Origin of the sequence: Stenotrophomonas sp. P2112 (assembly GCF_041897515.1) — a bacterium.
Lineage (GTDB): Bacteria > Pseudomonadota > Gammaproteobacteria > Xanthomonadales > Xanthomonadaceae > Stenotrophomonas > Stenotrophomonas sepilia.
The window spans coordinates 1432441-1456744 of record NZ_CP169216.1 but is presented as its reverse complement, the minus strand read 5'-3'; the positions used below and the strand labels follow the sequence as shown (position 1 = coordinate 1456744).

Sequence of the window (24304 nt, the reverse complement as noted above, 5' to 3'; positions counted from 1 at the left end):
GGCCCTGCCTTCGGCTGATCCGAAGGCGGTGGCCCTGCGATGAGGGCACCCACATGCGGATGGACATCGCCGACCTGCGCCTGTTCCTGGCAATCGCCGAGGCCGGGAGCATCACTGCCGGCGCAACGCAGGCGAACCTGGCCCTGGGTTCGGCCAGCGAGCGCCTGCGCACGATCGAAGCCGATGCCGGCACCCTGCTGTTGAACCGGCATCCACGTGGCGTCAGCCTGACTGAAGCCGGCGCCGCCCTCGCCCACCATGCACGCCTGATCCTGCAACAGCAGGCGCAGCTGCGCGGCGAACTGCAGGCATTCGCGCAGGGGGCGCGCGGCACCCTGCATCTGTATGCCAACACCGCAGCACTGACCAACTACCTGCCCTCGCGGCTCGCACCGTGGTTGGCCGAACGACCCCGCCTGCACGTCGAACTGCTGGAACGCACCAGCCCCGAAGTCGTGCGTGCAATCAGCGCTGGCCAGGCCGAGGCCGGCATCATCAGTGATGCGGTCGACGCCACCGGCCTGCAGCAGCATGTGGTGGCCGAAGATCCGCTGGTGATGCTGCTGCCGGCCGACCACCGCTTCGCCACACGGCGCACGCTGGCCTTCGCCGATATTGCCGGCGAGACCTTCGTTGCCCTGGCCGATGGCAATGCACTGCAGACCTACATCGAAGACCAGGCGCGCGACATCGGTCGCCGACTGGACGTGCGCATCCGCATGAAGACCTTCGAGGGCGTCTGCATCATGGTCGGCCACGGCATCGGTGTCGGTATCGTGCCGAGTACCATTGCGCGCCAGCATCGGCGCAGCACGCATACCGTTGCGGTGCCGCTTGCAGATGCGTGGGCACAGCGCCGCCTGTGCGCCTGTTTCGCCGAGTGGGCGCAGCTGTCACCGGCGATGCGCAGCCTGCTGCACCACCTGGGCGTGCAAGCGCAGAAAATAGTGTGAAATGTTCTTGACACACTCTCTGCCGTGCCGCACAATTCATCTCCTGAGTCGCCCAGGTGGCGGAATTGGTAGACGCACTAGTTTCAGGTACTAGCGGGTAAAACCGTGGAGGTTCGAGTCCTCTCCTGGGCACCACGACTCAAGATGATCAAACCCGCGAAAGCGGGTTTTTTCGTTTCCGGAGGCTGGGTGGCACGCGATGACGTGGATCCACCAGACAGAAACCCCGCCTTGCGGCGGGGTTTTGTGCGTTTCAACGCCAATGGTCGATCAATGCCCACCGCCCGCGGACGCCGCACCTGCGCCTGCGCCGAACGGCGGCTTGGCCAGCCAAAGGAAGGTGATGATCGCCAGGAAGATCCAGCCCAGCAGGAAGAAGATGTCGTTGAAACCCATCTGCGATGCCTGGTGGTTGATCATGTTGTTCAGTACCGCCGCGCCATGTTGCAGGTCGCCCTGCCCCATCGCAGTGACCTGCTCCTGCATGCCCGGCTGATAGGCCGAGATGTGCTCGGTCAGATCGGCATGGTGCACCTGGGTACGCCGCGCCCACAGCCACGTCGTCAGCGAGGCCGCGAAGCTGCCGCCCAGCGTGCGCAGGAACGTCGCCAGGCCGGAGCCCGCCGCGATCTCGCGCCCATCCAGGTCCGACAGCAGGATCTGCAGCACCGGCATGAAGAACAGCGCCACGCCAATGCCCATGATCAGCTGCACGCCGGCCACGTGCATATAGTCCACCTGCAGATTGAAGTTCGAGCGCAGGAAGCTGGTCATCGACAGCACGATGAACGCCACGGTGGCCAGCATGCGCATATCGAAGCGCGACGCATACTTGCCCACGAACGGCGTCATGATCACCGGCAGGATGCCGATAGGTGCGGTCGCCAGGCCTGCCCAGATCGCGGTATAGCCCATGTCACGCTGCAGCCACTGCGGAATCAGCAACGCCACGCTGAAGAACGCCGCATAGGCCACCACCATCGCCAGCGTGCCGGCACGGAAGTTGCGGTGCCGGAACAGCTTCAGGTCGACGATCGGATCCTTGTCGGTCAGTTCCCAGATCAGGAACACCGTCAGCGTCACCACCGCCACGCAGGCCAGCACCACGATCTTCATCGACGAGAACCAGTCCTCGTCGTTGCCCAGGTCGAGCACCAGCTGCAGCGCGCCGACACCGATCACCAGCGTGATCAGGCCGACGTAGTCCATCTTCGGCTTCTCGATCTGCTCCGGGCGTCCCTTCAACTGGTTGCCCACCACCAGCGCGGCGAAGATGCCCAGTGGCACGTTGATCAGGAAGATCCATTCCCAGCTGTAGTTGTCGGTGATCCAGCCACCGAGGATCGGGCCGCAGATCGGCGCCACCACCGTGATCATCGCCAGCAGCGCCAATGCCTGTCCGCGTTTCTCGCGCGGGTAGATCGAGACCAGCAGCGACTGTGTGATCGGGTACATCGGACCGGCCACGAAACCCTGCAGCGCACGCGACACCACCAGCATGCCCATGCTCTGCGCAAGGCCGCACAACAGCGAGGTGATGACGAAGGCCAGCGTGGCCCAGACGAACAGTTTGCGTTCGCCGAAACGGCGGCTGAGCCAGCCGGTCAGCGGCAGCGCGATGGCCGTGCTGACCGCGAACGAGGTGATGACCCAGGTCGCCTGCTGCGAACTGGCACCGAGGTTGCCGGCGATGGTCGGCAGCGAGACGTTGGCGATGGTGGTGTCGAGCACCTGCATGAACGACGCCATCGCCAGGCCGACGGTGCACAGGGCGACGCTGGGCGGCAGGAACCCGGAGGCTGCAGCCGGCGCCGCCGGTGCGCCCGGAGCGCCGGGCGCGGCTGGAGCTTGTGCGGACATGGCGACCTCAGCCCACCTTCGCCTGTTGCTGCGGCAGGTTGCCCTGGATGATCGTGTGGATCACCTCGTCGGCATCATGCAGCTGCTTGGCATACACGTCGGTGTCGAACACCGTGCCCTTGGCCGGGGTGCTCGGCAGCACTTCGCCCTTCTGGTCGCGCAGGCTCACTTCGGCCTTCATCGACAGGCCGATGCGCAGCGGGTGCTCGGCCAGCTGCTTGGCATCGATGGCGATGCGCACCGGTACGCGCTGCACGATCTTGATCCAGTTGCCGCTGGCGTTCTGCGCCGGCAGCAGCGAGAACGCCGAGCCGGTGCCCAGGCCCAGGCTCTGGATGCGCCCCTTGTACTTCACGTCGCCGGCGTACAGGTCCGACTTCAGCTCCACTTCCTGGCCCAGGCGCATGTGGCGCAGCTGGGTTTCCTTGAAGTTGGCCTCGACCCACATCTGCTCGGTCGGCACCACGGCCATCAGCGCATTGCCCGGCTGCACGCGCTGGCCGACCTGCACCGAACGACGGGCGACGTAGCCGGAGACCGGCGCAACGATGCCGGCGCGGGCATTGTTGAGGAAGGCCTGGCGCAGCTGCGCAGCGGCGGCCTGCACATCCGGCTGGGTGGCGATCACGGTGTCGTCGACCAGCGCGCGGTTGCGCTCGACGGTCTCGCGTGAACCGGCCACGGCGGCTTCGGCCGCGGCCAGCTCGTCGCGGGCGTGGGCCAGTTCTTCGTTGGAGATGGCGCCGGTGGCGGCCAGGTCCTTGCGGCGGGCGTAGTCTTCGCGCACGCGCTTCAGGGTCACCTGGCGGGCGTTCAGGTCCGCCTGCGCGCCTTCCACGCTGCGGTACAGGCCGCGGGTCTGGCGCACGGTCTTGGCCAGGTTGGCTTCGGCCTGCTGCAGCGCCACTGCGGTGTCGGACGGGTCCAGCTGCACCAGCAGCTGGCCGCGCTCCACGCGCATGCCGTCATCGGCATTGATGGCGACCACGGTGCCGGCCACCAGCGGGGTGATCTGCACCTGGTTGCCCTGCACGTAGGCATCGTCGGTCTCTTCGAACCAACGGCCGAACATGAAGTACCACAGCGCCAAAGCGGCAAGCAGCAGCACGACGATCACGAACAGGCCGCGCAGCAGGTTGCCGCGGCGGTTGGGGGCGGCCGGGGCCGCGGTGTCTTGGGTCTGGCTCATGTCGGAGATCTTCAGGAATGCGAGGAATCGGAATGGGAGGCGATCGGTGCGCGGTCGGCGTCAGTGGGCTGGAAACCACCGCCCAGCGCCTTGCTCAGGCGCACCGAGGACTGCACCTGCTGCGACTGCAGGCCGGCCAGCTGCTGCTGCGACTGCAGCAGGGTGGACTGCGCGGTCAGCACGTCCAGGTAGCTGCCGATGCCGGCACGGTAGCGCTGCTGGGCCAGGTCGAAGGCAGCGCGTGCGGTGTCCACCGCCTGCTGCTGCGACTGCGCCTGCTGTGCCAGCGAGCGCACCGCGTTGACCTGGTCGGCCACATCACGCAGCGCATCGAGCACGGTCTGGTTGTAGTTGGCCACCGCCAGGTCGTACTGCGCATCGGTATTGGCCAGGTTGGCGCGCAGCTTGCCGCCCTCGAAGATCGGCAGGCTCAGCGCAGGGCCGATATAGGCGAAGGTGGAACTGCTCTTCAGCAGGTCGCCCACATTCGGGGCGACCACGCCGGCCAGCGCGGTCAGGTTGAAGCTCGGGTAGAACTTGGTCTTGGCAACCTTGATCTGCTTGTCGGCCGCTTCAACGCGCCAGCGTGCGGCCACGATGTCGGGGCGGCGGCCAAGCAGTTCGCTGGGCAGCACGCCCGGCAGCTGCAATGCCACCGGATTCAGCTGCTGCGGGCGCTGGATCGACAGGCCACGGTCCGGGCCCTTGCCGACCAGCGCGGCCAGTGCGGTGCGGGCCGCGTCGATGCGCTGCTGGGCGGCCTGCACCTGCTGCTGCGCGGCCGGCACGCGGGCCTCGGCCTGGCGCACCTGCAGATCACTGTCGATGCCGGCGCGGCGGCGCTGGCGGGTCAGTTCAAGTGACTTCTGCGAACGGCTCAGCTCTTCCTCGGCTACGTCGTTGAGCTGCCACGCGTAGGCCAGGTCGGCATAGGCCTGGGTGATGCCAGTGGACAGGTTCAGGCGCGCGGCCTGCGCTTCAACGGTGGCGGCGTGGGCGCCGTCCACGGCGGCTTCCCAGGCGGCGCGCTTGCCGCCCCACAGGTCCACGCCATAACTGAAGTCGAAGGCGACCTGGCTGCTGCCGCCGTAACGGCCACCCATCTCGCTGCCGACCATCGATTCGGGCAGGCGCAGGCCGGTGTAGCCACCGGACACCGACAGGCTCGGCAGTTCGTCGGCACGTGCGGTGCCGACCTGGGCCTGGGCCTGGCGCAGGCGGGCATCGGCGGCGTCAAGGCTCGGGTGGCCGGCCAGGCCCTCGGCGACCAGCGCGTCCAGCTGCGCATCACCCAGTGCCTTCCACCAGTCCTGCGCCGGGAAGCCGGTGGCGCTCAGGTCGGTGTCGGCCAGGGTGCGTTCGCTGTGCAGGCTGTCCACGTCAAGCACGTGGCCCTGCGGGTTGAGGCCACGACTGCTGGCGCAGGCGGCCAGGGCCAGGGCCAGCGCTGACACCAGCAGCGCGCGCCCGGACCGGCGGAGAGTGGAATGCGGGATCGGGTTCATGGGGTCGTCAGTGAATCGCGGATTCGGGTAAGGAGGGACAGCAGCAGCGTGCGCTCGTCGGCGGAAAGATCACGCAGGGCGTAATCCATCACCGCGTCGCCACGCAGCTTCAAGCGTGCCCACAGCGCGCGGCCTTCGTCGGTCAGCACGATCTGCAATGCCCGCCGGTCCTGCGCATGCGGTTCGCGGCGGACGCAGCCCAGCGCTTCAAGCTTGTCCAGCAGCCGGGTCACCGCGCTGGGCACCTGATCGATGGCCTGGGCCAGTTCGTTGGCGGTGCACGGCGCCATGTTCGAAAGCACCTTCAACCCGATGTAGTGGGTGAAGCCGATGCCCAGATCTTCTTCAGCCATGGACGCGTCGAGTTGGCGGACCAGGCCGTCGCGCACCTGGCGCAGCAGCAGGCCGAAGCTGGGGGGAGTGGTTGCAGGACAGATCATGGGGGAGCATTCTCTTCCAAAAAAAATATTTCTCAATGGAAATATTTGATCTGGCATCGAATGCTGTGTTGCAGCAGTGGGCTGGATCAGTGAAGGCGCCTACCTTAATGACCTGCCCAGGTGGCCCGGTAGTACAATCTAGCCAATGGATGACACATTTCAGCCAGCAGACATGATGAACAAGGCAGAAATCCCCGCTCCCAAACGCCTGCTCAGGGACGAGGCACTGGACTGGTTCGAGCGCAACGACGGTCCCCCGGTGGTCGGTTTCCGTTTCGACAGCCCGCAAGGGCTGGTCCGTGAAGTGGATTGGCATCATCACCAGCGCGCGCAGCTGATCTGCGTCGAGCGCGGCCTGCTGACCACCCGTACCTCGCACGGCACCTGGTCGCTGGCGCCGGGCTCGGCCGGCTGGATGCCACCGCTGGAGCCACACACGGTCACCCTCGACGGCCCCCTGCGTGGCTGGGGCATGGCGCTGGCGGCTCCGGTCTGCGCCACCCTGCCCTCCGATCCCTGCGTGCTGGGCCTGTCCAAGCTGGCGCAGGCGCTCGCCGACCGCATCTGTGACTGGCCACCGGGCTACGACACCACCTCCGAACGCCAGCACATCATCGAGGTGCTGGTGGACGAGATCCGCACAGCGCCACGCCAGCGCATGCACCTGCCGATGCCGCATGACCGGCGCCTGCTGAAGATCGCCTCGCAGCTGCTGGCCGACCCGTCCGACGAACGCAGCCTGGCCGAATGGGCGCACTGGGCCGGCCTGTCACCGCGCAGCCTGACCCGCCACTTCCGCGACGAGACCACGCTCAGCTTCGCCCAGTGGCGGCAGCAGGCCCGGCTCTCCGAAGCACTGCGCCAGTTGAGCGATGGCCGCAGCGTCGCCGACATCGCCCACGCACTGGGCTTCAGCAGCGCCAGCGCCTTCGTCACCGTGTTCCGCCGCCACTTCGGGCTGCCACCGGGGCGCTACCTGGCGCGGGCCGGCCACGGCCTGGAAACCGGGCTGGACCCTGCGCGCGGCTTGGCATCCCCCGCCGCATCCGGATAATCACAGGATTGCGAGCGGCGACCGCCGTCGCCGCCTCCCGACATAGGTAACAACGCCGCATGACCGAACTTGCCCGCCCCGTGTTCCACGGATTCGAACAACTGCCGCTGCGCGAGTACGCCGAACGCGCTTACCTCGACTACTCGATGTACGTGGTCCTGGACCGTGCCCTGCCGTTCATCGGCGACGGCCTGAAGCCGGTGCAGCGCCGCATCATCTATTCGATGAGCGAGCTGGGCCTGAATGCCGCGTCCAAGCCGAAGAAGTCCGCGCGCACCGTCGGCGACGTCATCGGTAAATACCACCCGCACGGCGACAGCGCGTGCTACGAGGCGCTGGTGCTGATGGCGCAGCCGTTCTCGTACCGCTACCCGCTGATCGAGGGCCAGGGCAACTTCGGCTCCAGCGACGACCCGAAGTCGTTCGCGGCGATGCGATACACCGAATCCAAGCTGACCCCGATCGCCGAAGTGCTGCTGGGCGAACTGGGCCAGGGCACCACCGACTGGGCACCGAACTTCGACGGCACCCTGCAGGAGCCGACCTGGATGCCGGCGCGGCTGCCGCACCTGCTGCTCAACGGCACCACCGGCATCGCCGTGGGCATGGCCACCGACGTGCCGCCGCACAATCTCAACGAGATCGTCAGCGCGCTGCTGCACCTGCTGGACAACCCCGACGCCACCGTGCGCGACCTGTGCGAACACGTGCAGGGCCCGGACTATCCGTCCAGCGCCGAGATCATCACCGCGGCCAATGACCTGCGCAACATCTACGAGACCGGCAACGGCAGCGTGCGTGCACGCGCGACTTTCACCAAGGAAGCCAGCAACATCGTGATCACGGCGCTGCCGTTCCAGGTGTCGCCGTCGAAGGTGATCGAGCAGATCGCCGCACAGATGCGCGCCAAGAAGCTGCCGTGGCTGGAAGACATCCGCGATGAATCCGACCACGCCAACCCGGTGCGCGTGGTGCTGGTGCCGCGTTCGAACAGGGTCGACGCCGACCAGCTGATGGGCCACCTGTTCGCCACTACGGACCTGGAGCGCAGCTACCGCGTCAACCTCAACGTGATCGGGCTGGACGGCCGTCCGCAGGTGAAGAACCTGAAGACGCTGCTCAGCGAATGGCTGACCTTCCGCAGCAACACCGTCACCCGCCGCCTGCAGCACCGCCTGCAGAAGGTCGAGCGCCGCCTGCACCTGCTGGAAGGCCTGCTGGTCGCCTTCCTCAACTTGGACGAGGTGATCCACATCATCCGTACCGAGGACGAACCGAAGGCGGCGCTGATCGCGCGCTTCGGACTGTCCGAGGAACAGGCCGAGTACATCCTGGAAACCAAGCTGAAGCAGCTGGCCCGCCTGGAAGAGATGAAGATCCGCGGCGAGCAGGAAGAGCTGGCCAAGGAGCGCGAGAAGATCCTCGGCATCCTCGACAGCAAAGCCAAGCTGAAGAAGCTGATCCGCGATGAACTGACCGCCGACGCCAGGAAGTTCGGCGACGCACGCCGTTCGCCGCTGGTGCAGCGCCAGGCGGCGCAGGCCATCGACGAGACCGAGCTGGTGCCGAGCGAACCGATGACCGTGGTGCTGTCGGAGAAGGGCTGGATCCGTGCCGCCAAGGGCCACGACGTCGATGCATCTGCCCTGTCCTACCGTGAAGGCGACGGACTGCAGGGCGCGGTGCGCGCACGCAGCACCCAGCAGGTCGCGTTCCTCGACAGCGAGGGCCGCGCCTACTCGACGCCGGTGCACACCCTGCCCTCCGCGCGTGGCAATGGTGAACCGCTGACCGGCCGCTTCTCGCCGGCACCGGGCACCAGCTTCGTGACCCTGGCCAGCGCCGAGCCGGACACCCGCTTCGTGCTGGCCTCCAGCCACGGTTATGGCTTCGTCACCCGCTTCGAGAACCTGATCGGCCGCAACAAGGCCGGCAAGGCGATGCTGAACCTGTCTGCAGGTTCGTCGGTGCTGACCCCGTCGGCAGTGGCCAACGTCGCCACCGACCGCATCGTTGCAGTGACCAGCTCCGGCAACCTGCTGGCGATCGCCGCCAACGACCTGCCGGAACTGGACAAGGGCAAGGGCAACAAGATCATCGAGATCCCGAAGGCCAAGCTCGCCACCGAACGCGTGGTCGCCATCGTGGCGATCAGCCCGGGGCAGACCCTGCAGGTCCGCGCCGGCCAGCGCACGATGGGGCTGAAGTTCAACGAGCTCGACGCCTACCTCGGCGCCCGCGCCACCCGCGGCCACCTGCTGCCGCGCGGCTGGCAGAAGGTGGAAGGGTTGTCGGTGGAGTGAGGAGCACCGGGGTCGGATCCCTTTCCACCGGAAAGGGCTCTGACCCCGGACACCGCCCCTGGCAGGTGTCAACATTGGTTGACACGCATTACCCCGGTCCACGCCAACCTCGGTTGGCGATTTCCATCCCAATGGGGTCAGAGCCGTTTTCGTCGAAAACGGATCTGACCCCAGACACGAAAAAGCCGGGGATTCCCCGGCTTTTTCGTTGTCGGCTGGCGGGCGGTGGAGCAGCTGGCGGGCGAAGGCTGGCTGGCGGTGCTCCGGTGCTGGCGGGCGACAGAACGCTGTGCTTCGTCTGGTAGAGCTGACTGTTAGTCGGCTGCCCTTTGGAGAGCGGCCGACTAACAGTCGGCCCTACCGGATCGGGGTGCCGGCTCAGTGCGCCGGGGCGCCGCTGCCGTCGATCTTGCTCAGCTGGTACAGCTCCAGGCCGATGCGCTTGATCAGGCCCAGCTGCTGTTCCAGCCACCAGGCGTGGTCTTCTTCGGTGTCCTTCAACTGCGCCAGCAGGATGTCGCGGCTCACGTAGTCGCCCTTCTCCTCGCACAGCTTCATGCCGGCGGCGAGATTGTTCCGAACGGCGTATTCAGTGTCGAGATCCTTCTGCAGCATCTCTTCGACGGTTTTGCCCGGCTCGGTGGCATGCGGGCGCATGTCCGGGTCGCCGCCCAGGAACAGGATCCGGCGCAGCAGCGCATCGGCGTGCTGGGTTTCCTCTTCCATCTCGTGGTTCAGGCGTTCGTAAAGTGCGAACAGGCCCTGATCCTCGTAGCGGCGGGAATGGATGAAGTACTGGTCGCGGGCAGCGAGCTCGCCACGCAGCAGTTCCTTCAGGCAGGCGATGACGTCCGGGTTGCCTTTCATGGGGGGGCTCCTGTGAATCGATGTGGCATAGGGTGCCGCATTTCAGAATACGGTGATCTAATCGGAATCAGTCGCAGTTGCGCCTGCGGCTACAATCGGCCCACGAGTTCGGAAAGGACGTGCGATGCGACGTACATGGCGTTGGGTGCTGGGCGTATTGATCGCCATCGTCCTGGTCACCGCCCTGGTGCTGTGGCTGCTGCTGCGCGGCAGCCTGGCCGATCTGGACGGCGAGCATGCGTTGCCGGGACTGGCGAAGCCGGTCACCCTCGAACGCGATGCGCTGGGCGTGGTCACCATCACGGCCGGCAGCCAGGCCGACGCGATGCGCGCACTCGGCCGCATACACGCGCAGGAACGCTACTTCGAGATGGACCTGATGCGCCGCAGCGCCGCCGGCGAACTGTCCGCACTGTTCGGACCGAAGGCCATCGACGCCGACAAGCGCATGCGCGTGCACCGTTTGCGCGCACGCACCGAGGCACACATGGACGCTGCATTGGGCGACAACGGCGACGCCGTGCGCGCCTACGTGGACGGCGTCAACGAAGGCCTTGCCGACCTCTCCGTGCGGCCGTGGGCGTACCTGCTGCTGCGGCAGTCACCGCAGCCTTGGCAGGCCAGCGACAGCGTGCTGACCGGGCTGGCCATGTACGCCGACCTGCAGGATCCCGGCAACCAGACCGAGCTTGCGCTCAGCCGCATCCGCGCGGTGGTGCCGTCGGCGCTGTACGCACTGATCGCCCACGACGGCACTGAATGGGATGCACCGCTGTTCGGCGAACCGACCGGCAACGCCACGCTGCCCGATGCCAGCCAGCTGGACCTGCGCACGCTGAAGGGAAAACCGGGCACCGGGCAGGAAGAAGCCGACGCCGTCGGCAGCAACAACTTCGCGGTGGCCGGTGCGCTCACCGCCGACGGCCGCGCCATTGTTGCCGACGACATGCACCTGGGCCTGCGCGCACCCAGCCTGTGGTTCCGCGTGCGCCTGCGCTACCCCGACCCGCAGGCCGCTGGCGGCCAGGTCGACGTCACCGGCTTCTCGCTGCCGGGCCTTCCGGCCGTGATCGTCGGCAGCAACGGGCACGTCGCCTGGGGTTTCACCAACAGCTACATTGACACGGCGGACTACCGCACCGAACCGGCCAATGCCGCAGTGACGGTGCATGAAGAACGGATTGCGGTGGCCGGCCAGGCCGATGTGCGGTTCCCGGTACGCGAAACCGCCTGGGGACCGATCCTGCACACGCATGCCGATGGCAGCGGCGACGCGCTGCGCTGGGTCGCCCAGCTGCCCGGTGCGGTGCGCCTGGACTTCGGTGACCTGGCCCGCGCCGGTGATCTGGACGCAGCCCTGCAGTTCGCCGACCACGCCGGCATTCCCGCACAGAACCTGGTGATCGGCGACCGCACCGGACGCATCGCCTGGCGCCTGATCGGCGCCCGCCCGGATCGCGGTCCGGGCTGCGCGCCGGCCGGCTTCAACGCCGCCCACAACCAGGACTGCGCCCCCTGGCCGATCCGCAGCGATGCCTCGCCGGCATTGATCGATCCCCCCAACCATCGCCTGTGGACCGCCAACGGCCGCGTCCTCGACGGCGAGGCGCTGGCTACCGTCGGCAATGGCGGTTATGACCTGGGTGCCCGTGCGCGGCAGATCCGCGACCTGCTGGCGATCCAGGAGCGCTTCGATGAACACGACCTGCTGGCGATCCAGCTCGACGATCGCGCGGTGTTCCTGCAGCGCTGGTGGGCGCTGCTGCACGACGTCATCGAACGCAGTGACGACCCTGCACTGAAGCGCTTGAAGGAGGCCAGCCATCAATGGGGCGGCCGTGCCTCGGCCAGCTCGGTCAGCTACCGGGTGGTGCGTGAGTTCCGTACGCAGGTGATGAACACACTGTCCGATGCACTGCTGGCACCGGCCAATGCGCAGCTGGGCGATGACTATCTGGAGCCGCGCCTGGCGCAGCTGGAAGGCGTGGCCTGGCCGATGCTGCAGCAGCGGCCGGCCAATCTGCTGCCACCGGCCTTCGACAGCTGGGATGCACTGCTGATCGACGCCGCACGCCGTACCGAAAGTGAGCTGACCAAGCAGGGACCGCTGGCCAAACGCAGCTGGGGCGAACGCAACACCGCGGCGATCTGCCATCCCATCGCACGGGCGCTGCCGGACATCGCCAAACGCTGGCTGTGCATGCCGGCCGACCGCCTGCCCGGCGACCGCGACATGCCGCGCGTGCAGACGCCGAACTTCGGCGCTTCCGAGCGCATGGTGGTTTCACCGGGCCACGAGGCCGACGGCATCGTGCACATGCCCGGCGGCCAGAGTGGGCATCCACTGTCGCCCTACTGGGGTGCCGGCCACGAAGACTGGGTGCATGGCCGGCCGACGCCGTTCCTGCCCGGCAAGGCGCAGCACACCATGACGCTGGTGCCAGCGCGGTAGTGCCGGCCGCTGGCCGGCATCCATGCAGGTGCATCCAGCATCATGAGGTTGCCGGCCAGCGGCCGGCACTACCGTTCAACGCTCAGCCCCTACGCCGCTCGATCAGGTTCAACAGTGGCCCAGTCATCGCCGTTGTCACCAGCGCCATGATCACCAGCACCGCGAACAGCCGGTCACCGAGCAGGCCAAGTTCGTAGCCCAGGTTGAGCACGATCAGCTCCATCAGGCCACGGGTGTTCATCAGTGCACCCAGCCGCCACGCCTCACGGGCGGGCATGCCGGCACTGCGTGCGGCACTGAAGGTGCCCAGCAGCTTGCCCGTCGTGGCTACCGCGATCACCACCACGCACAACAGGCCATCGCTGGCCTGCAGTGTATCGGCGCGCATGCGCAGGCCGGTCATGGCGAAGAACAGCGGCAGCAGCAGCGTCACCGCGAACGGTTCGACGCGCGCCATCAGCAGCTCGCGCAACTGCACATTGGACGACACCGCCACGCCCGCTGCGAACGCACCGAACAGCGCATGGATGCCGAGCATCTCGGTGACCAGGGCACTGGCCAGCGACAGCAGCAGGATGCCCAACAGCCACCGCCCCTCACGGCCCGGCGCGATCTGCTGGCGGGCGAACCACGGCCTCACCAGCCCCAGCATCAGCGCCACGAACGCGACCACGCACAGCAGGTTGAGGCTGGCCGGCAGCCATCCGCTGGCCTGGGCGGCGGCCACGATCAGCGCCAGCAGGCACCACGCGGTGGCATCACCCAATGCAGCGCAGGCGATGGCGGTCTGACCCAGCGGGGTCTGCGTGATGCCGCGATCGGCAAGGATGCGCAGCAACACGGGGAAGGCGGTGATGCTCATCGAAATGCCGACGAACAGTGCGAATGCCGTGAAGCCCACCCCCTGTGGGCCGTGCTGCGGGTACAGCCAGATCGCCAGGGCGACGCCAAGCACGAACGGCACCGCGATGCCGGCATGGCTGACCGTAAAGGCGAAACGCCGGCGTCCACGCAGCGCCGCCAGGTCCAGCTCGGCACCGGCCACCAGCAGGAACATCAGCACACCCAACTGGCTGAGCATGCCCAGCGGGCCCAGCGAGCTGGGCGGGAACAAGGCTCCATGCAGCGGCGGCAACAGGCTGCCGAGCATCAATGGGCCCATCATCAGGCCGGCGGCCATCTCGCCGATCACCGCCGGTTGTCCAAAGTGCTTGAGCAGCGCGCCTGCGCCCTTGGCCACCAGCAGCAGCACCAGCAGCTGCAGCAGGAACAGGCCCAGCGGCGACGCCAGATGCTGCACCCAGGTGGCTTCAGCCGTGGCCGTGGCACGGGCAACAGCTTCGGGCGCCGCCGGCCCGGCATAACGGGCCAGCAGCACGCCGACCAGCAGCGGGACCCCGGCCCAGGCCAGGTAGCGCCATCCCCACTTCGTCGGTGGCACCTGGCCCCCGCTGTGTACGTCCATGAACATTCCCCAATGTGCAGGGGGGCGATCATACAAAAAGGGGACGGAGGGGATTAAGTCGTTGGTGGCACAAGCGCCCCGCCCCCCCTCCGGCCCCTTTTCGGGGCTTACGCCAGTGCCTGCTCGTGCACGCCAGCGATCGCACGCCCCGACGGATCTGCAGCAGCGGCGAAGCTGGCATCCCACGCGATCGCCGCTGGCGACGAGCAGGCGATGGACTTGCCACCCGGCACGGTCTCGGCGGCCGCCCGGCTCGGGAAGAACTGCTCGAACAGATGGCGGTAGTAGTAGGCCTCCTTGGTCTGCGGCGGGTTGTGCGGGAAGCGCTTGTCGGCCGCTGCCAGCACACGGTCGCTCACCTGAGCTTCGGCATGCGCCTTCAGCCCATCGATCCAGCCATAGCCAACGCCATCGCTGAACTGCTCCTTCTGCCGCCACAGGATGCTGTCCGGCAGGTAGCCTTCGAACGCCTCGCGCAGCACCGCCTTCTCGATGCGGCGGCTACCAAAGCCTGCACCGACCATCTTGTGCGCGGCGTCGAAGCGCATCGCCACATCGAGGAATTCGCGATCCAGGAACGGCACCCGCGGCTCCACACCCCAGGCCATCATCGACTTGTTGGCGCGCAGGCAGTCGTAGTTGTGCAGCGCGTCGAGCTTGCGCACCAGCTCGTCGTGGAACTCACGCGCATCCGGCGCCTTGTGGAAGTACAGGTAACCACCGAAGATCTCGTCGCTGCCCTCGCCGGAAAGCACCATCTTCACCCCCATGGCCTTGATCCGCCGTGCCAGCAGGAACATCGGCGTCGATGCGCGGATGGTGGTGACGTCGTAGGTCTCGATATGGCGGATCACTTCCGGCAGTGCATCAAGGCCCTCCTCGAAGGTGTACTCGAAGCCGTGATGCACGGTGCCCAGCGCCTCGGCGGCGATGGCGGCAGCGGCCAGATCGGGAGAGCCCTTCAAGCCGATCGCGAATGAGTGCAGGCGCGGCCACCAGGCTTCGGTCTGCCCCCCATCCTCGATGCGACGACGTGCATAGCGCGCGGCCACCGCCGCCACCAGCGACGAGTCCAGGCCACCAGACAGCAGCACGCCGTACGGCACATCGCTCATCAGCTGGCGTTCCACCGCATGCTCGAAGGCCTGGCGCAGCTCGGCCAGATCGGCCTGGCGACCCTGCACGTCAGCGTAGTCGCGCCACGGCTGCTGGTAGTAGCGCACCAGCTCACCACTGGCACTGTCGAAATAGTGGCCCGGCGGGAACTGGGCGACGTCGGCACAGGTATCGACCAGTGCCTTCATTTCCGAGGCGACGCGCAGGCGTCCCTGGGCATCGTGGCCCCAGTACAGCGGCACCACGCCGACCGGGTCGCGCGCCACCAGCACACGACCGGCACCACGGTCCCACAGCGCGAATGCGAAGATGCCATTGAGCTGCTCCAGCCACTGCGCCGGCGAAGCGCCCTGGCGGTACAGCGCATTGATCACTTCACAGTCCGAACCGGTCTGGAAGTCATAGGCGGTGGTCAGTGCGGCCTTCAGTTGCTGGTGGTTGTAGATCTCGCCGTTGACCGCCAGCGCCAGCTGGCCGTCGGCCGACAGCAGTGGTTGCGAGCCGCCGGCCGGGTCGACGATGGCCAACCGCTCGTGGACCAGCAGCGCGCCTTCGTCAAGATACACGCCGCTCCAGTCCGGGCCGCGGTGGCGCTGGCGCTGCGACAGTTCCAGCGCATGGCGGCGCAGGGCCGGAAGATCGTCACCGGCCTGCAGGCCGAAGATTCCGAAGATCGAACACATGGGGGAGCTCCTGTTGGGGGAATTTCACGGGTGGGAGGGTGTTCGACCGGCCATCCAGGCCCGGGTGGGGCTGCGCCCGGGCACAAAAAAACCCGCATCGACCGATGCGGGTTTTCTGGTGTCCGGGCGTGTGTTGCTGTCTATCTACCCAAGGCGCAGTCCCGCATCGGCCGCGCACGATTATTCGCGCGCAGATTATTGCGGTTGTTGTTATTGACGGCGGTGGCCAGGCGGATCGACATGGCATCGACCCTACTCCGGTTTCCGGCACGGCGCAACCGTTGCGTTGGCAACCACTCCCCGGCGCGCATAATGGCCCGCCGCGAAACGTGTAATGGAAATGCAACACCGCACTGGACGCAGAGCCGCGCTGGCCACCCTGCTCTGCCTGGGCCTGGCCGCCTGCCAGACCCCGCCCCGTCCGTCGCCCCTGCCGCCGGCTCAGCTGCAGGGTCTGGAACAACGCGGCGCCGATGGCAGCTTCGAGGGTGCCTTTGATACCGCGCAGACCTTCGAGCGCTTCAACGATCCGCGCGCCATCGCCTACTACGAGCGCGCCGCAGCGGTCACGCCGTGGACCTTCCACAACACCAGGGCGGAAGAAGCACTGGGCAGGATCTGGATCTCCGGCACGCTGCGCCATGCCGACAGCCCCCACATCAACCCGGCACCGGTGCTGCGCGCGTCCTGGCGACGCGGTGAACGTGCCTATCTGGCGGCCGCCTACCACGGCAATCCCTATGCGTTCCACGAACTCGCCAAGGCCTATCGCCAGCAAGGCGACGCGCAGCAGGCACTGCGCTGGGACCTGCGCGGAATGATCTACGAGCGCTATCCGAGTTCATCGTCACGACTGCCGGATGCGGTCGCCGCACAGGGTGACACCGTGCATCCGCGGGTTGCGCAGATCCAGCGTCGCGCCGAGCGTGGCGATGCCGACGCACAGGTCGATCTGGGCGCGCTGCTGGAAAAGGGCGTAGGCCTGCCACGCGATCCTGCGCGTGCGCTGCAGCTGTACCAGCGCGCTGGCGAGAAAGGCAGTGTGTTCGGCAAGTACTTCGCCGGACTGCTGCTGGGCCGCGGCGCGCCCGGCGTGGAGAAGGACACCGACGCAGCCGCGCGCTGGTTCGCCAGGGCCGAAGCACAGCACTTCTACATGGCCGCGCCGAGTTACTGGAAGAAGGCGGTCGAGCCGCCGTTCTTCCTTTTTTCAGAATAGTAGAGATGTAGCTCCGGCGGGGGGCGTGCCGACCAACGATCGCCCCCCCCCCTCCTCACACCAGCAGCCGCTCCACCAGCCGCTGGTACAGCCCGGGCAGTGCTTCCAGTTCGTCCACGCGCACGTTCTCGTCCACCTGGTGGATGCTGGCGTTGACCGGCCCCACTTCGATGCACTGCGCGCCCAATGGCGCGATGAAGCGGGCATCGGAGGTGCCGCCGCCGGTGCTTTCCTCCGGTGCACGGCCGATGTGCTCGGCCAGCACCGCACGCGCAGTGGCGCGCAGCGTGCCTTCCGGGGTGTAGAACGGTTCGCCGCTGCGATGCCACTTCAGCGTGTACTGCAGGGCATGCCGATCCAGCAGCGCGGTGATCTCCGCTTCCAGTTTCGGCGCATCCCAGTGCGGGTTGTAGCGGATGTTGAAATCCACCTCGAGCTCGCCGGGAATCACATTGTTGGCGCCCGTACCGGCATGGATGTTGGAGACCTGCAGGCTGGTCGGCGGGAAACTCTCGTAGCCGTCATCCCAGCGCCGTGCGCTCAGCTCGGCCAGGGCGGGCGCCGCCTGGTGGATCGGGTTGCGTGCCTTCTCCGGGTACGCCACATGGCCCTGTACGCCCTGCACCCGCAGCTTGGCCGACAGGCTGCCACGACGGCCCACGCGCAGCAGGTCACCGAGCGTCGCGGTCGACGACGGCTCGCCGGTGATGCACCAGTCGATGCGTTGGCCGCGCTCGGCGAACAGCCGTGCGACGTGGCGCACGCCATCGATGGCATCGCCCTCCTCGTCGCTGGTCAGCAGCACCGCCAGCGTGCCGGGATGATCGGGATGCGCGGCCACGAACTGCTCGGCCGCCACCACGAACGCCGCCACGCTGCCCTTCATGTCGGCGGTGCCACGGCCGTACAGCACGCCGTCACGGATCTGCGGCGTGAACGGGTCGCTGGCCCAGGCCTCGCGCGGCCCCGCCGGCACCACGTCGGTGTGGCCCAGCAGCACCAGCACCGGCGCGCCCTGGCCGTGGGTCGCCCACAGGTTGTCGACCTCGCCCAGCCGCAGGTGATCGCACTGGAACCCGGCCTGCTTCAGGCGTGCCGCCAGCAGTGCCTGGCAGCCGGCATCGTCCGGCGTCACCGAGGGCCGTGCGATCAGTTCGCAGGTCAGGTCGAGGACCGCGCTCATGCGTCACCCACGCCGAAGCGGGCCTTGAAGCCATTGTCACTGAAACCCTGGCTGACCGTGCCGTCGGCGGTGACCACCAGCGGGCGCTTGATCAGCTGCGGGTACTCGCGCAGCAGCAGCTTCCATTCCGCTTCGGAATCTGCGGCCTTGCGGTTGTCCGGCAGCTGCCGCCAGGTGGTTGAGGACCTGTTGACCATCGCGGCCAGGCCACCCAGCTGCTCAGCCCACGCCAGCAGTGTTTCCGGGCTCGGCTTGTTGTCGCGGTAGTCGACGAAGGTGTACGGCACGCCGAAGCGGTCCAGCCACTTGCTCGCCTTCTTGCAGGTATCGCAGTTCTTCAAACCGTAGACAGTGGTACTCATGGCCATCTGTGATGCTGGAAAACAGAGGCCCAGAATCTCACAACAGGCGCTCGGACACGACCCGGAACGGTACCCTTGGCAGCCGGAAGGCCAGCCCCTCGTGCAGCGCCACGTCCATCGCCTGCAGGCGCGGGCACTGCAGTTCGCCTTCCAGCTGCAGCGGCTGCAGGCTGTCGACATCCACCTGCAGTGCGATGCGGGTGCTGGCCCAGCGCCGGTCGCAGGTGCGCGCAATGGCCTCATCCTGGCAGGTCAGGAAGCGCAGCAGGGCCTGATGGCCCCCGAAGCCCCCCCGCCACGCCCCGTCCTCCCAGCCCGCAGCGGCCCGCCACTGCAGGTGCAGCGCAGGCGCACTCCCCTGCCCGCCTTCGATCAGGGTGTGCCCATCGCCATCGACGCGCACCACATGCTCGAAGCGCGTGGACAGGTGGGGCTGCATGGCATCGCTGAAAGCGCGCGCGCCGGCGACGAAGGCCAGCTGGTCCATCACGTTGCGATCGAACAGCACGACCGGGGTCCCGCCCGGATCATCGTCACGGCGCAGGTACCAGCGCCAGTTGCTCTGCCCTGGCGACGGCATCAGGCAGCGCAGCGGTCCCGCCAGCGCCGGCCCGAAGTGGCCATGGCGATAGCTGAGAACGGTGTAAGGCGTGCGTCCGGCATGGACCACGTAGTGATGGCCTGGTGGCGCTGGCGGGGCATGGCGCACATCGACCCACCAGCTCGCGTAGACCACGTCGCGCACGTCGCTGACCAGCACCGGCATCGGCCAGCGCCGCGACAGTGCCCGGCGCAACCGGGTCCAGCGCGGAGCGTGCAGCAGGCGCGGCAGCATCCGTCCGAACGCGTTGTCGGACGGATGCCGGTAGATCGCGGACTGCGCCAGCTCCTCCGGCGCACTCACCTTCAGTCGGCCAGGCCGCGCAGCAGGTCGTTGACGCTGGTCTTGCTGCGGGTCTTGGCATCAACCTGCTTGACGATCACCGCGCAGTACAGCGAGTGGGTGCCGTCCTTGCTCGGCAGCGAGCCGGACACCACCACGCTGTACGGCGGGATGTAGCCGTAGCTGATCTCGCCGGTGGCGCGGTTGTAGATGCGGGTGCTCTGGCTGAGGAACACGCCCATGCCGATCACACTGTGGTGGCCCACCACCACGCCCTCCACCACTTCCGAACGCGCACCGATGAAGCAGTGGTCCTCGATGATGGTCGGGCTGGCCTGCAGCGGCTCCAGTACGCCGCCGATGCCGGCGCCGCCGGACAGGTGGCAGTGCTGGCCGATCTGGGCGCAGGAACCGACGGTGGCCCAGGTATCGACCATGGTGCCTTCGCCGACGTAGGCGCCGATGTTGGTGAAGCTCGGCATCAGCACTACGTCCTTGCCGAAGTACGTGCCGCGGCGGGCGATCGCACCGGGCACAACGCGCACGCCGCCACGGCGGAACTTCGCTTCGTCATAGCCGGCGAAGCGCGATTCGACCTTGTCCCAGAACGGTGCCGGTCGTGCATCGACCACCGCCATGTCATTGACGCGGAAATACAGCAGCACGGCCTTCTTCAGCCACTCGTTGACCTTCCAGCCGCCCTGGCCGTCCGGCTCGGCGACGCGGAATTCACCGCTCTCGAGACCGTCGATCACGCGGTTGACCAGCGGCTTGGTCGAGCCTTCCAGCTCATGCAGGGTCAACGTGGCGCGGCGCTCGAAGGCGCTTTCGATACCGAACTTGAGTTCTTCCACGCCGGGTGCCGACGGCTTGCGCAGCGACTTGCGGGCGATGGTTTCGGCGCGGACGGCTTCGGCGCTCTTGGCCGGGGCCGGCTTCTTCACAGCACGCTTGACCGCAGCCATTTTCTTCGCCGGGGCCTTCACCGCAGCGGCCTTCTTCGGCGCAGTGGCCTTCTTTGCGGCCGGTGCGGCTACAGCAGGTTTCCGGGCCGCTGCGCTCTTGGGGGTCGCAGCGGTCTTCTTGGCGGGCTTGGTGGCCATCAGGCGGGGTCTCCGGCGTTTCGATCAGGGTCCAGGCAGGCCAGCATTGCGTCATGCAGCTGCTGCCGGGCAGGTTCAGTCAGGGGGAGGTCGTGTTCGTCACTGATCACGAAGGTGTCTTCGGCGCGCTCGCCGAACGTGGCAATGCGCGCATCATGCACGCGCAGTCCCTGGTTGCGCAGCACGAACGCCACATCGGCCAGCAGGCCGGGACGGTCGGGAGCGACCAGGGCAAAACGGGTTGCGCCCGGTTCATCGCGGAACTCGATGCGCGGAGCGAAGCGGAAGTGCCGCAGTTGCCGCGGTACCACACGGCGCGACGGCCGCAGGCGCGCCAGGTCACCACTGAGTGCCTCGCGCAGCGCCGCCTCCAGGTTGGCACTGCTGCCATCGGCAAACGTGTCGGCCGGGTTCACTTCGAAGGTATCGAAGATGGTATCGGCCGGACCGTCCAGCACGCGTGCGCGGTGAATGCCATAGCCCTTGCGGTCCAGGGTCATCACGATCGCGGCGAACAGGCCGTCGCGGTCGGGCGAGTGCACGAACACTTCCAGCGCCGGGTCATCCACACTGATCCGGCGCACCTTCACCAGCGCCTGGCCCTGCTTCACCGGTACCAGCGCGGCTGCCTGCCAGGCCAGCTGCTCGGGGCGCAGACGAATGAAGCCCTCATCCGGCATCACCGCGAACTGGCGATCAATGGTGGCATCGTCGTAACCCTGCTCGCGCACCAGTGCGCGCACGCTGTCACGTGCCTCGGCCACGCGTTCGGCGGCCGGTACCGGATGCTCCAGCCCCTCGCGCAGCGCGCGCCGGGTGGCGAAGTACAGGTCGGCCAGCAGGCGGTCCTTCCAGGCATTCCACAGCTTCGGGCTGGTGCCGGCGATGTCGGCACAGGTCAGCAGGTACAGGTAGTCCAGGCGGTCGCGGCTGCCGACCAGAGTGGCGAAGCGATGGATCACCACCGGATCGGCGATGTCCTGCTTCTGCGCGGTCACCGACATGCGCAGATGCTGTTCGACCAGCCATGCCACCAGCTCGGTATCGGTGCCACTGAGCGCATGCGCCTGGCAGAACGCACGCGCGTCCACCGCACCCAGTTCCGAGTGGTCGCCGCCGCGGCCCTTGGCGATGTCATGGAACAGGCCAGCCAGCAGCAGCAGTTCCGGCTTGCGCAGGCGTGGCCACACTTCGTGCGCGATCGAGAAGCGCTCGTCGGCACGGCTGCTGGCGAACTGGCCGATGTTGCGCAGGACCATCAGCGTGTGCTGGTCGACCGTATAGACATGGAACAGGTCGAACTGCATGCGCCCGCTGACCTGGGCAAACGCGGGGATCCACTGGCCAAGCACGCCCAGCCGCGCCATGCGCGAAAGCGTGTCGACCGGGCGCTGGCCGCGCAGCAGGGACAGGAACTGCTCGCGTGCATCGGCATCGGCCTGGTCGTAGGCCGGCAACAACGGCAGCGCTTCGGCCAGCGCGCGCGCGGTCAGCGAATGCAGGCCTCGCACCTGTGGATTGTTGGCCCAGCTGGAAAACAGGGCGAACACCTGGCCGATGTCACCGCGCGGCCAGTCGGCCTCGTTGGCGGCCAGGTAGCCGCGGCGCAGGGAGAAGCCCACGGTCAGCGGTTCCGGCTGGGCCTCGCCATCGAACTGTTCCTCGAAGCGCTGCAGCAGGCGGTCGCTGATCCGGCGCACCACTAGCGCGGCGCGGTAGAAGCCCTGCATCATTTTCTCGACACCGAGATTCTCGGCATCGTCTTCGAAGCCCAGGCGCGCGGCCAGGGTCTTCTGGTAATCGAAACGCAGGCGCTCTTCCGGGCGGCGCGCGACCAGGTGCAGGCCGAAGCGCAGCCGCGCCAGCACCGCACGCTCGCGCTTCAGCGCAGCCGCTTCGTCGGCACCCAGGTGGCCCAGGCCGACCAGCGCTTCCAGGTCGCGTACGCCGAAGGCGCGCAGCGCCATCCAGCCCAGCGTGTTGAGATCGCGCAGGCCGCCGGGACCATCCTTGAGATCCGGCTCCAGGTTGTCGGCAGTATCGCCGAAGCGCTGGTGGCGGTTGCGCAGCTCTTCCAGCTTGGCCAGGAAGAAGGCACGCGCCGGCCACAGCTCGCGGTCGTCGATGGCCTCGCGCAGCGCACGGCGCGCTGCATCATCAGCCAGGATCGGACGCGCCTCGATCAGCGCGGTCAGCACGGTCTGGTCAGCCGCCGCCTCGCGGCACTGCAATGCAGAACGCACCGCATGGCTGACCGCCAATCCGCAGTCCCACAGCAGCGCGAACAGGCGTGCCAATGCCGCTTCATGCGCCAGTTGTGCGGGCGGGTCGCCGAACACCAGCAGGTCGATGTCCGAACGCGGAAACAGTTCCCCCCGGCCATAGCCACCGACCGCGAACAGCGACAGGCCGCTGTCGGCCGGCAGGCAACGCTGCCAGGCCAGGCGGATCAGATGGTCGGCCGCGCGCGCCCGCAGCGCCAGCAGGCGCTCGATGTTGTCGCCCTGGTCGAAGCGGCGATACAGGCGCGCGTCGGCCTGCTGCAGCGCCTGGCGCGCGGCAGCAGCCCAGTCCGGGTCGTTGAGCGACGCGGCCGGCGTGTCCAGCAGCGAACTCGCCGGCAGCATCGTCAGGAGACCTGCGACTCGCCCGGCGACAGCGTCAGCACGTCGACGCCGGTCTCGGTGACCGCGACCATGTGCTCCCACTGCGCCGACAGCTTGCGGTCCTTGGTCACCACGGTCCAGCCATCCGGCAGCACCTTGTTGTAGCGGGTGCCCTCGTTGATCATCGGTTCGATGGTGAAGGTCATGCCGGGCTGCAGCACCAGGCCCTGGCCCGGGCGGCCGTAATGCACCACCTGCGGCTCGTCGTGGTAGACCTTGCCGATGCCGTGGCCGCAGTACTCGCGCACCACGCTGAAACGCTCGCCTTCGGCATAGCTCTGAATGGCATGGCCGATGTCGCCCAGGGTGGCCCCCGGGCGCACCGCGCGGATGCCGCGCCACATGGCTTCGTACGTGGTTTCCACCAGGCGGCGGGCCATCACCGACGGGGTGCCGACGAAGTACATGCGGCTGGTGTCGCCGTGCCAGCCGTCCTTGATGACGGTGACGTCGATATTGATGATGTCGCCATCCTTGAGCACCTTCCCTTCGCTGGGGATGCCGTGGCAGATGACATTGTTGACCGAGGTGCACACGGTCTTCGGGAAGCCGCGGTAGCCGACGTTGGCCGGAATCGCGCCCTGCACGTTCACGATGTGGTCGTGGCAGATGCGGTCCAGTTCCTCGGTGGTGACACCGGGCTTGACGTGGGGGGTGACGATGTCGAGCACTTCGCTGGCCAGGCGGCCGGCGATGCGCATCATCTCGATTTCCTGCGGGGTTTTCAGATTCACGCTCATGGCACCCATTATCGCCGATCCGGCCGCAATCTGAACGAACGCCACCCAACTGCCGATCCGGGTCATGCACGGTTCCGGCAATGAAAGTGAAAGCGTGATGGCCTCCGCTCTTTCGTCTGCCTAATTATCACGGATTACAGACACTTACGCCTCCTAAGCTGGACCCACCGTCGTCCAAGCGGCACCGAACGTGCCGTCTTCGCCTTGTTCAACGGACCTTCGGGTCAGGGAGGTTGTTCATGCGATCCCCAGTTCGATCCC

The 24304-nt window shown here is 67.4% G+C and carries 18 protein-coding genes and 1 tRNA gene; 6 read left to right on the top strand and 13 right to left on the bottom strand.

What is annotated here, in order from left to right:
• Positions 1–53 precede the first annotated feature (53 nt).
• Together ACEPA4_RS06745 and ACEPA4_RS06740 are read left to right on the top strand one after the other, a co-directional pair.
• Positions 54–953: a LysR family transcriptional regulator gene (locus ACEPA4_RS06745; RefSeq protein WP_065186081.1), complete on the top strand. Its 900-nt coding sequence runs from the start codon at positions 54–56 to the stop codon at positions 951–953.
• 50 nt (positions 954–1003) lie between these two features.
• A tRNA-Leu gene (locus ACEPA4_RS06740) sits at positions 1004–1088 on the top strand.
• Positions 1089–1223: 135 nt separating this feature from the next.
• On the opposite strand, the gene emrB is transcribed toward ACEPA4_RS06740, so the two are convergent.
• Genes emrB through emrR form a run of 4 tightly spaced genes read right to left on the bottom strand, consistent with a single transcriptional unit; the run spans position 1224 to position 5947 of the window.
• A complete protein-coding gene (gene emrB, locus ACEPA4_RS06735; RefSeq protein ID WP_065186080.1) occupies positions 1224–2813 on the bottom strand; it encodes a multidrug efflux MFS transporter permease subunit EmrB in 1590 nt (529 codons plus the stop codon).
• 7 nt (positions 2814–2820) lie between these two features.
• The gene (gene emrA / locus ACEPA4_RS06730; protein ID WP_021204129.1) at positions 2821–4002 is read right to left on the bottom strand and encodes a multidrug efflux MFS transporter periplasmic adaptor subunit EmrA; all 1182 of its coding nucleotides are present in this window, start codon (positions 4000–4002) and stop codon (positions 2821–2823) included.
• 11 nt (positions 4003–4013) lie between these two features.
• Entirely contained in the window at positions 4014–5507 is a 1494-nt protein-coding gene (gene emrC, locus ACEPA4_RS06725) for a multidrug efflux transporter outer membrane subunit EmrC (protein WP_262090891.1), read from the bottom strand.
• Positions 5504–5947, bottom strand: a complete 444-nt coding sequence (emrR, locus tag ACEPA4_RS06720) for a multidrug efflux system transcriptional regulator EmrR (RefSeq protein WP_005415875.1) — start codon at positions 5945–5947, stop codon at positions 5504–5506. Before emrR ends, emrC begins: the two co-directional genes overlap by 4 nt.
• Before the next feature lie 172 nt (positions 5948–6119).
• On the opposite strand from emrR, the gene ACEPA4_RS06715 reads away from it, so the two are divergent.
• Both ACEPA4_RS06715 and parC read left to right on the top strand, forming a co-directional pair.
• Positions 6120–7001, top strand: coding sequence for an AraC family transcriptional regulator (locus ACEPA4_RS06715; protein ID WP_262090890.1), 882 nt, complete (start codon positions 6120–6122; stop codon positions 6999–7001).
• 59 nt (positions 7002–7060) lie between these two features.
• Positions 7061–9304, top strand: a complete 2244-nt coding sequence (gene parC / locus ACEPA4_RS06710) for a DNA topoisomerase IV subunit A (protein ID WP_005415873.1) — start codon at positions 7061–7063, stop codon at positions 9302–9304.
• Between the two features lie 378 nt (positions 9305–9682).
• Here the strand turns inward: parC and bfr are convergent, their stop codons facing one another.
• On the bottom strand, positions 9683–10171 hold the full coding sequence (gene bfr / locus ACEPA4_RS06705) for a bacterioferritin (protein WP_005415872.1): 489 nt from the start codon (positions 10169–10171) through the stop codon (positions 9683–9685).
• Positions 10172–10295: 124 nt separating this feature from the next.
• Here bfr and ACEPA4_RS06700 point away from each other — a divergent pair, with 124 nt between their 5' ends.
• Entirely contained in the window at positions 10296–12623 is a 2328-nt protein-coding gene (locus ACEPA4_RS06700; RefSeq protein WP_262090889.1) for a penicillin acylase family protein, read from the top strand.
• A gap of 82 nt (positions 12624–12705) precedes the next feature.
• Here ACEPA4_RS06700 and ACEPA4_RS06695 read toward each other — a convergent pair whose 3' ends face one another.
• Both ACEPA4_RS06695 and asnB read right to left on the bottom strand, forming a co-directional pair.
• Entirely contained in the window at positions 12706–14094 is a 1389-nt protein-coding gene (locus ACEPA4_RS06695; RefSeq protein ID WP_069137982.1) for a cation:proton antiporter, read from the bottom strand.
• A 101-nt stretch (positions 14095–14195) separates the two neighbouring features.
• Positions 14196–15887 (bottom strand): asparagine synthase B, encoded by a 1692-nt coding sequence (gene asnB / locus ACEPA4_RS06690; protein ID WP_005415869.1) that lies wholly within the window; start codon positions 15885–15887, stop codon positions 14196–14198.
• Positions 15888–16227: 340 nt separating this feature from the next.
• Between asnB and ACEPA4_RS06685 the strand changes: the two genes are divergently transcribed.
• On the top strand, positions 16228–17106 hold the full coding sequence (locus tag ACEPA4_RS06685) for a tetratricopeptide repeat protein (protein ID WP_065186365.1): 879 nt from the start codon (positions 16228–16230) through the stop codon (positions 17104–17106).
• A 55-nt stretch (positions 17107–17161) separates the two neighbouring features.
• Here the strand turns inward: ACEPA4_RS06685 and dapE are convergent, their stop codons facing one another.
• From dapE to map, 6 genes are read right to left on the bottom strand one after another with little or no spacing between them, the layout of a single operon-like run.
• Positions 17162–18289: a succinyl-diaminopimelate desuccinylase gene (gene dapE, locus ACEPA4_RS06680; protein WP_005415868.1), complete on the bottom strand. Its 1128-nt coding sequence runs from the start codon at positions 18287–18289 to the stop codon at positions 17162–17164.
• The gene (locus ACEPA4_RS06675) at positions 18286–18657 is read right to left on the bottom strand and encodes an arsenate reductase (RefSeq protein WP_170944942.1); all 372 of its coding nucleotides are present in this window, start codon (positions 18655–18657) and stop codon (positions 18286–18288) included. Before ACEPA4_RS06675 ends, dapE begins: the two co-directional genes overlap by 4 nt.
• A 31-nt stretch (positions 18658–18688) precedes the next feature.
• The gene (locus tag ACEPA4_RS06670) at positions 18689–19555 is read right to left on the bottom strand and encodes a hypothetical protein (RefSeq protein ID WP_262090887.1); all 867 of its coding nucleotides are present in this window, start codon (positions 19553–19555) and stop codon (positions 18689–18691) included.
• 2 nt (positions 19556–19557) lie between these two features.
• Positions 19558–20637, bottom strand: a complete 1080-nt coding sequence (dapD, locus tag ACEPA4_RS06665) for a 2,3,4,5-tetrahydropyridine-2,6-dicarboxylate N-succinyltransferase (protein WP_065177430.1) — start codon at positions 20635–20637, stop codon at positions 19558–19560.
• Complete coding sequence (locus ACEPA4_RS06660) at positions 20637–23264, bottom strand: [protein-PII] uridylyltransferase (RefSeq protein WP_053497109.1); 2628 nt, start codon at positions 23262–23264, stop codon at positions 20637–20639. Before ACEPA4_RS06660 ends, dapD begins: the two co-directional genes overlap by 1 nt.
• A gap of 2 nt (positions 23265–23266) precedes the next feature.
• Entirely contained in the window at positions 23267–24052 is a 786-nt protein-coding gene (gene map, locus ACEPA4_RS06655; RefSeq protein WP_032955117.1) for a type I methionyl aminopeptidase, read from the bottom strand.
• Positions 24053–24304 lie beyond the last annotated feature (252 nt).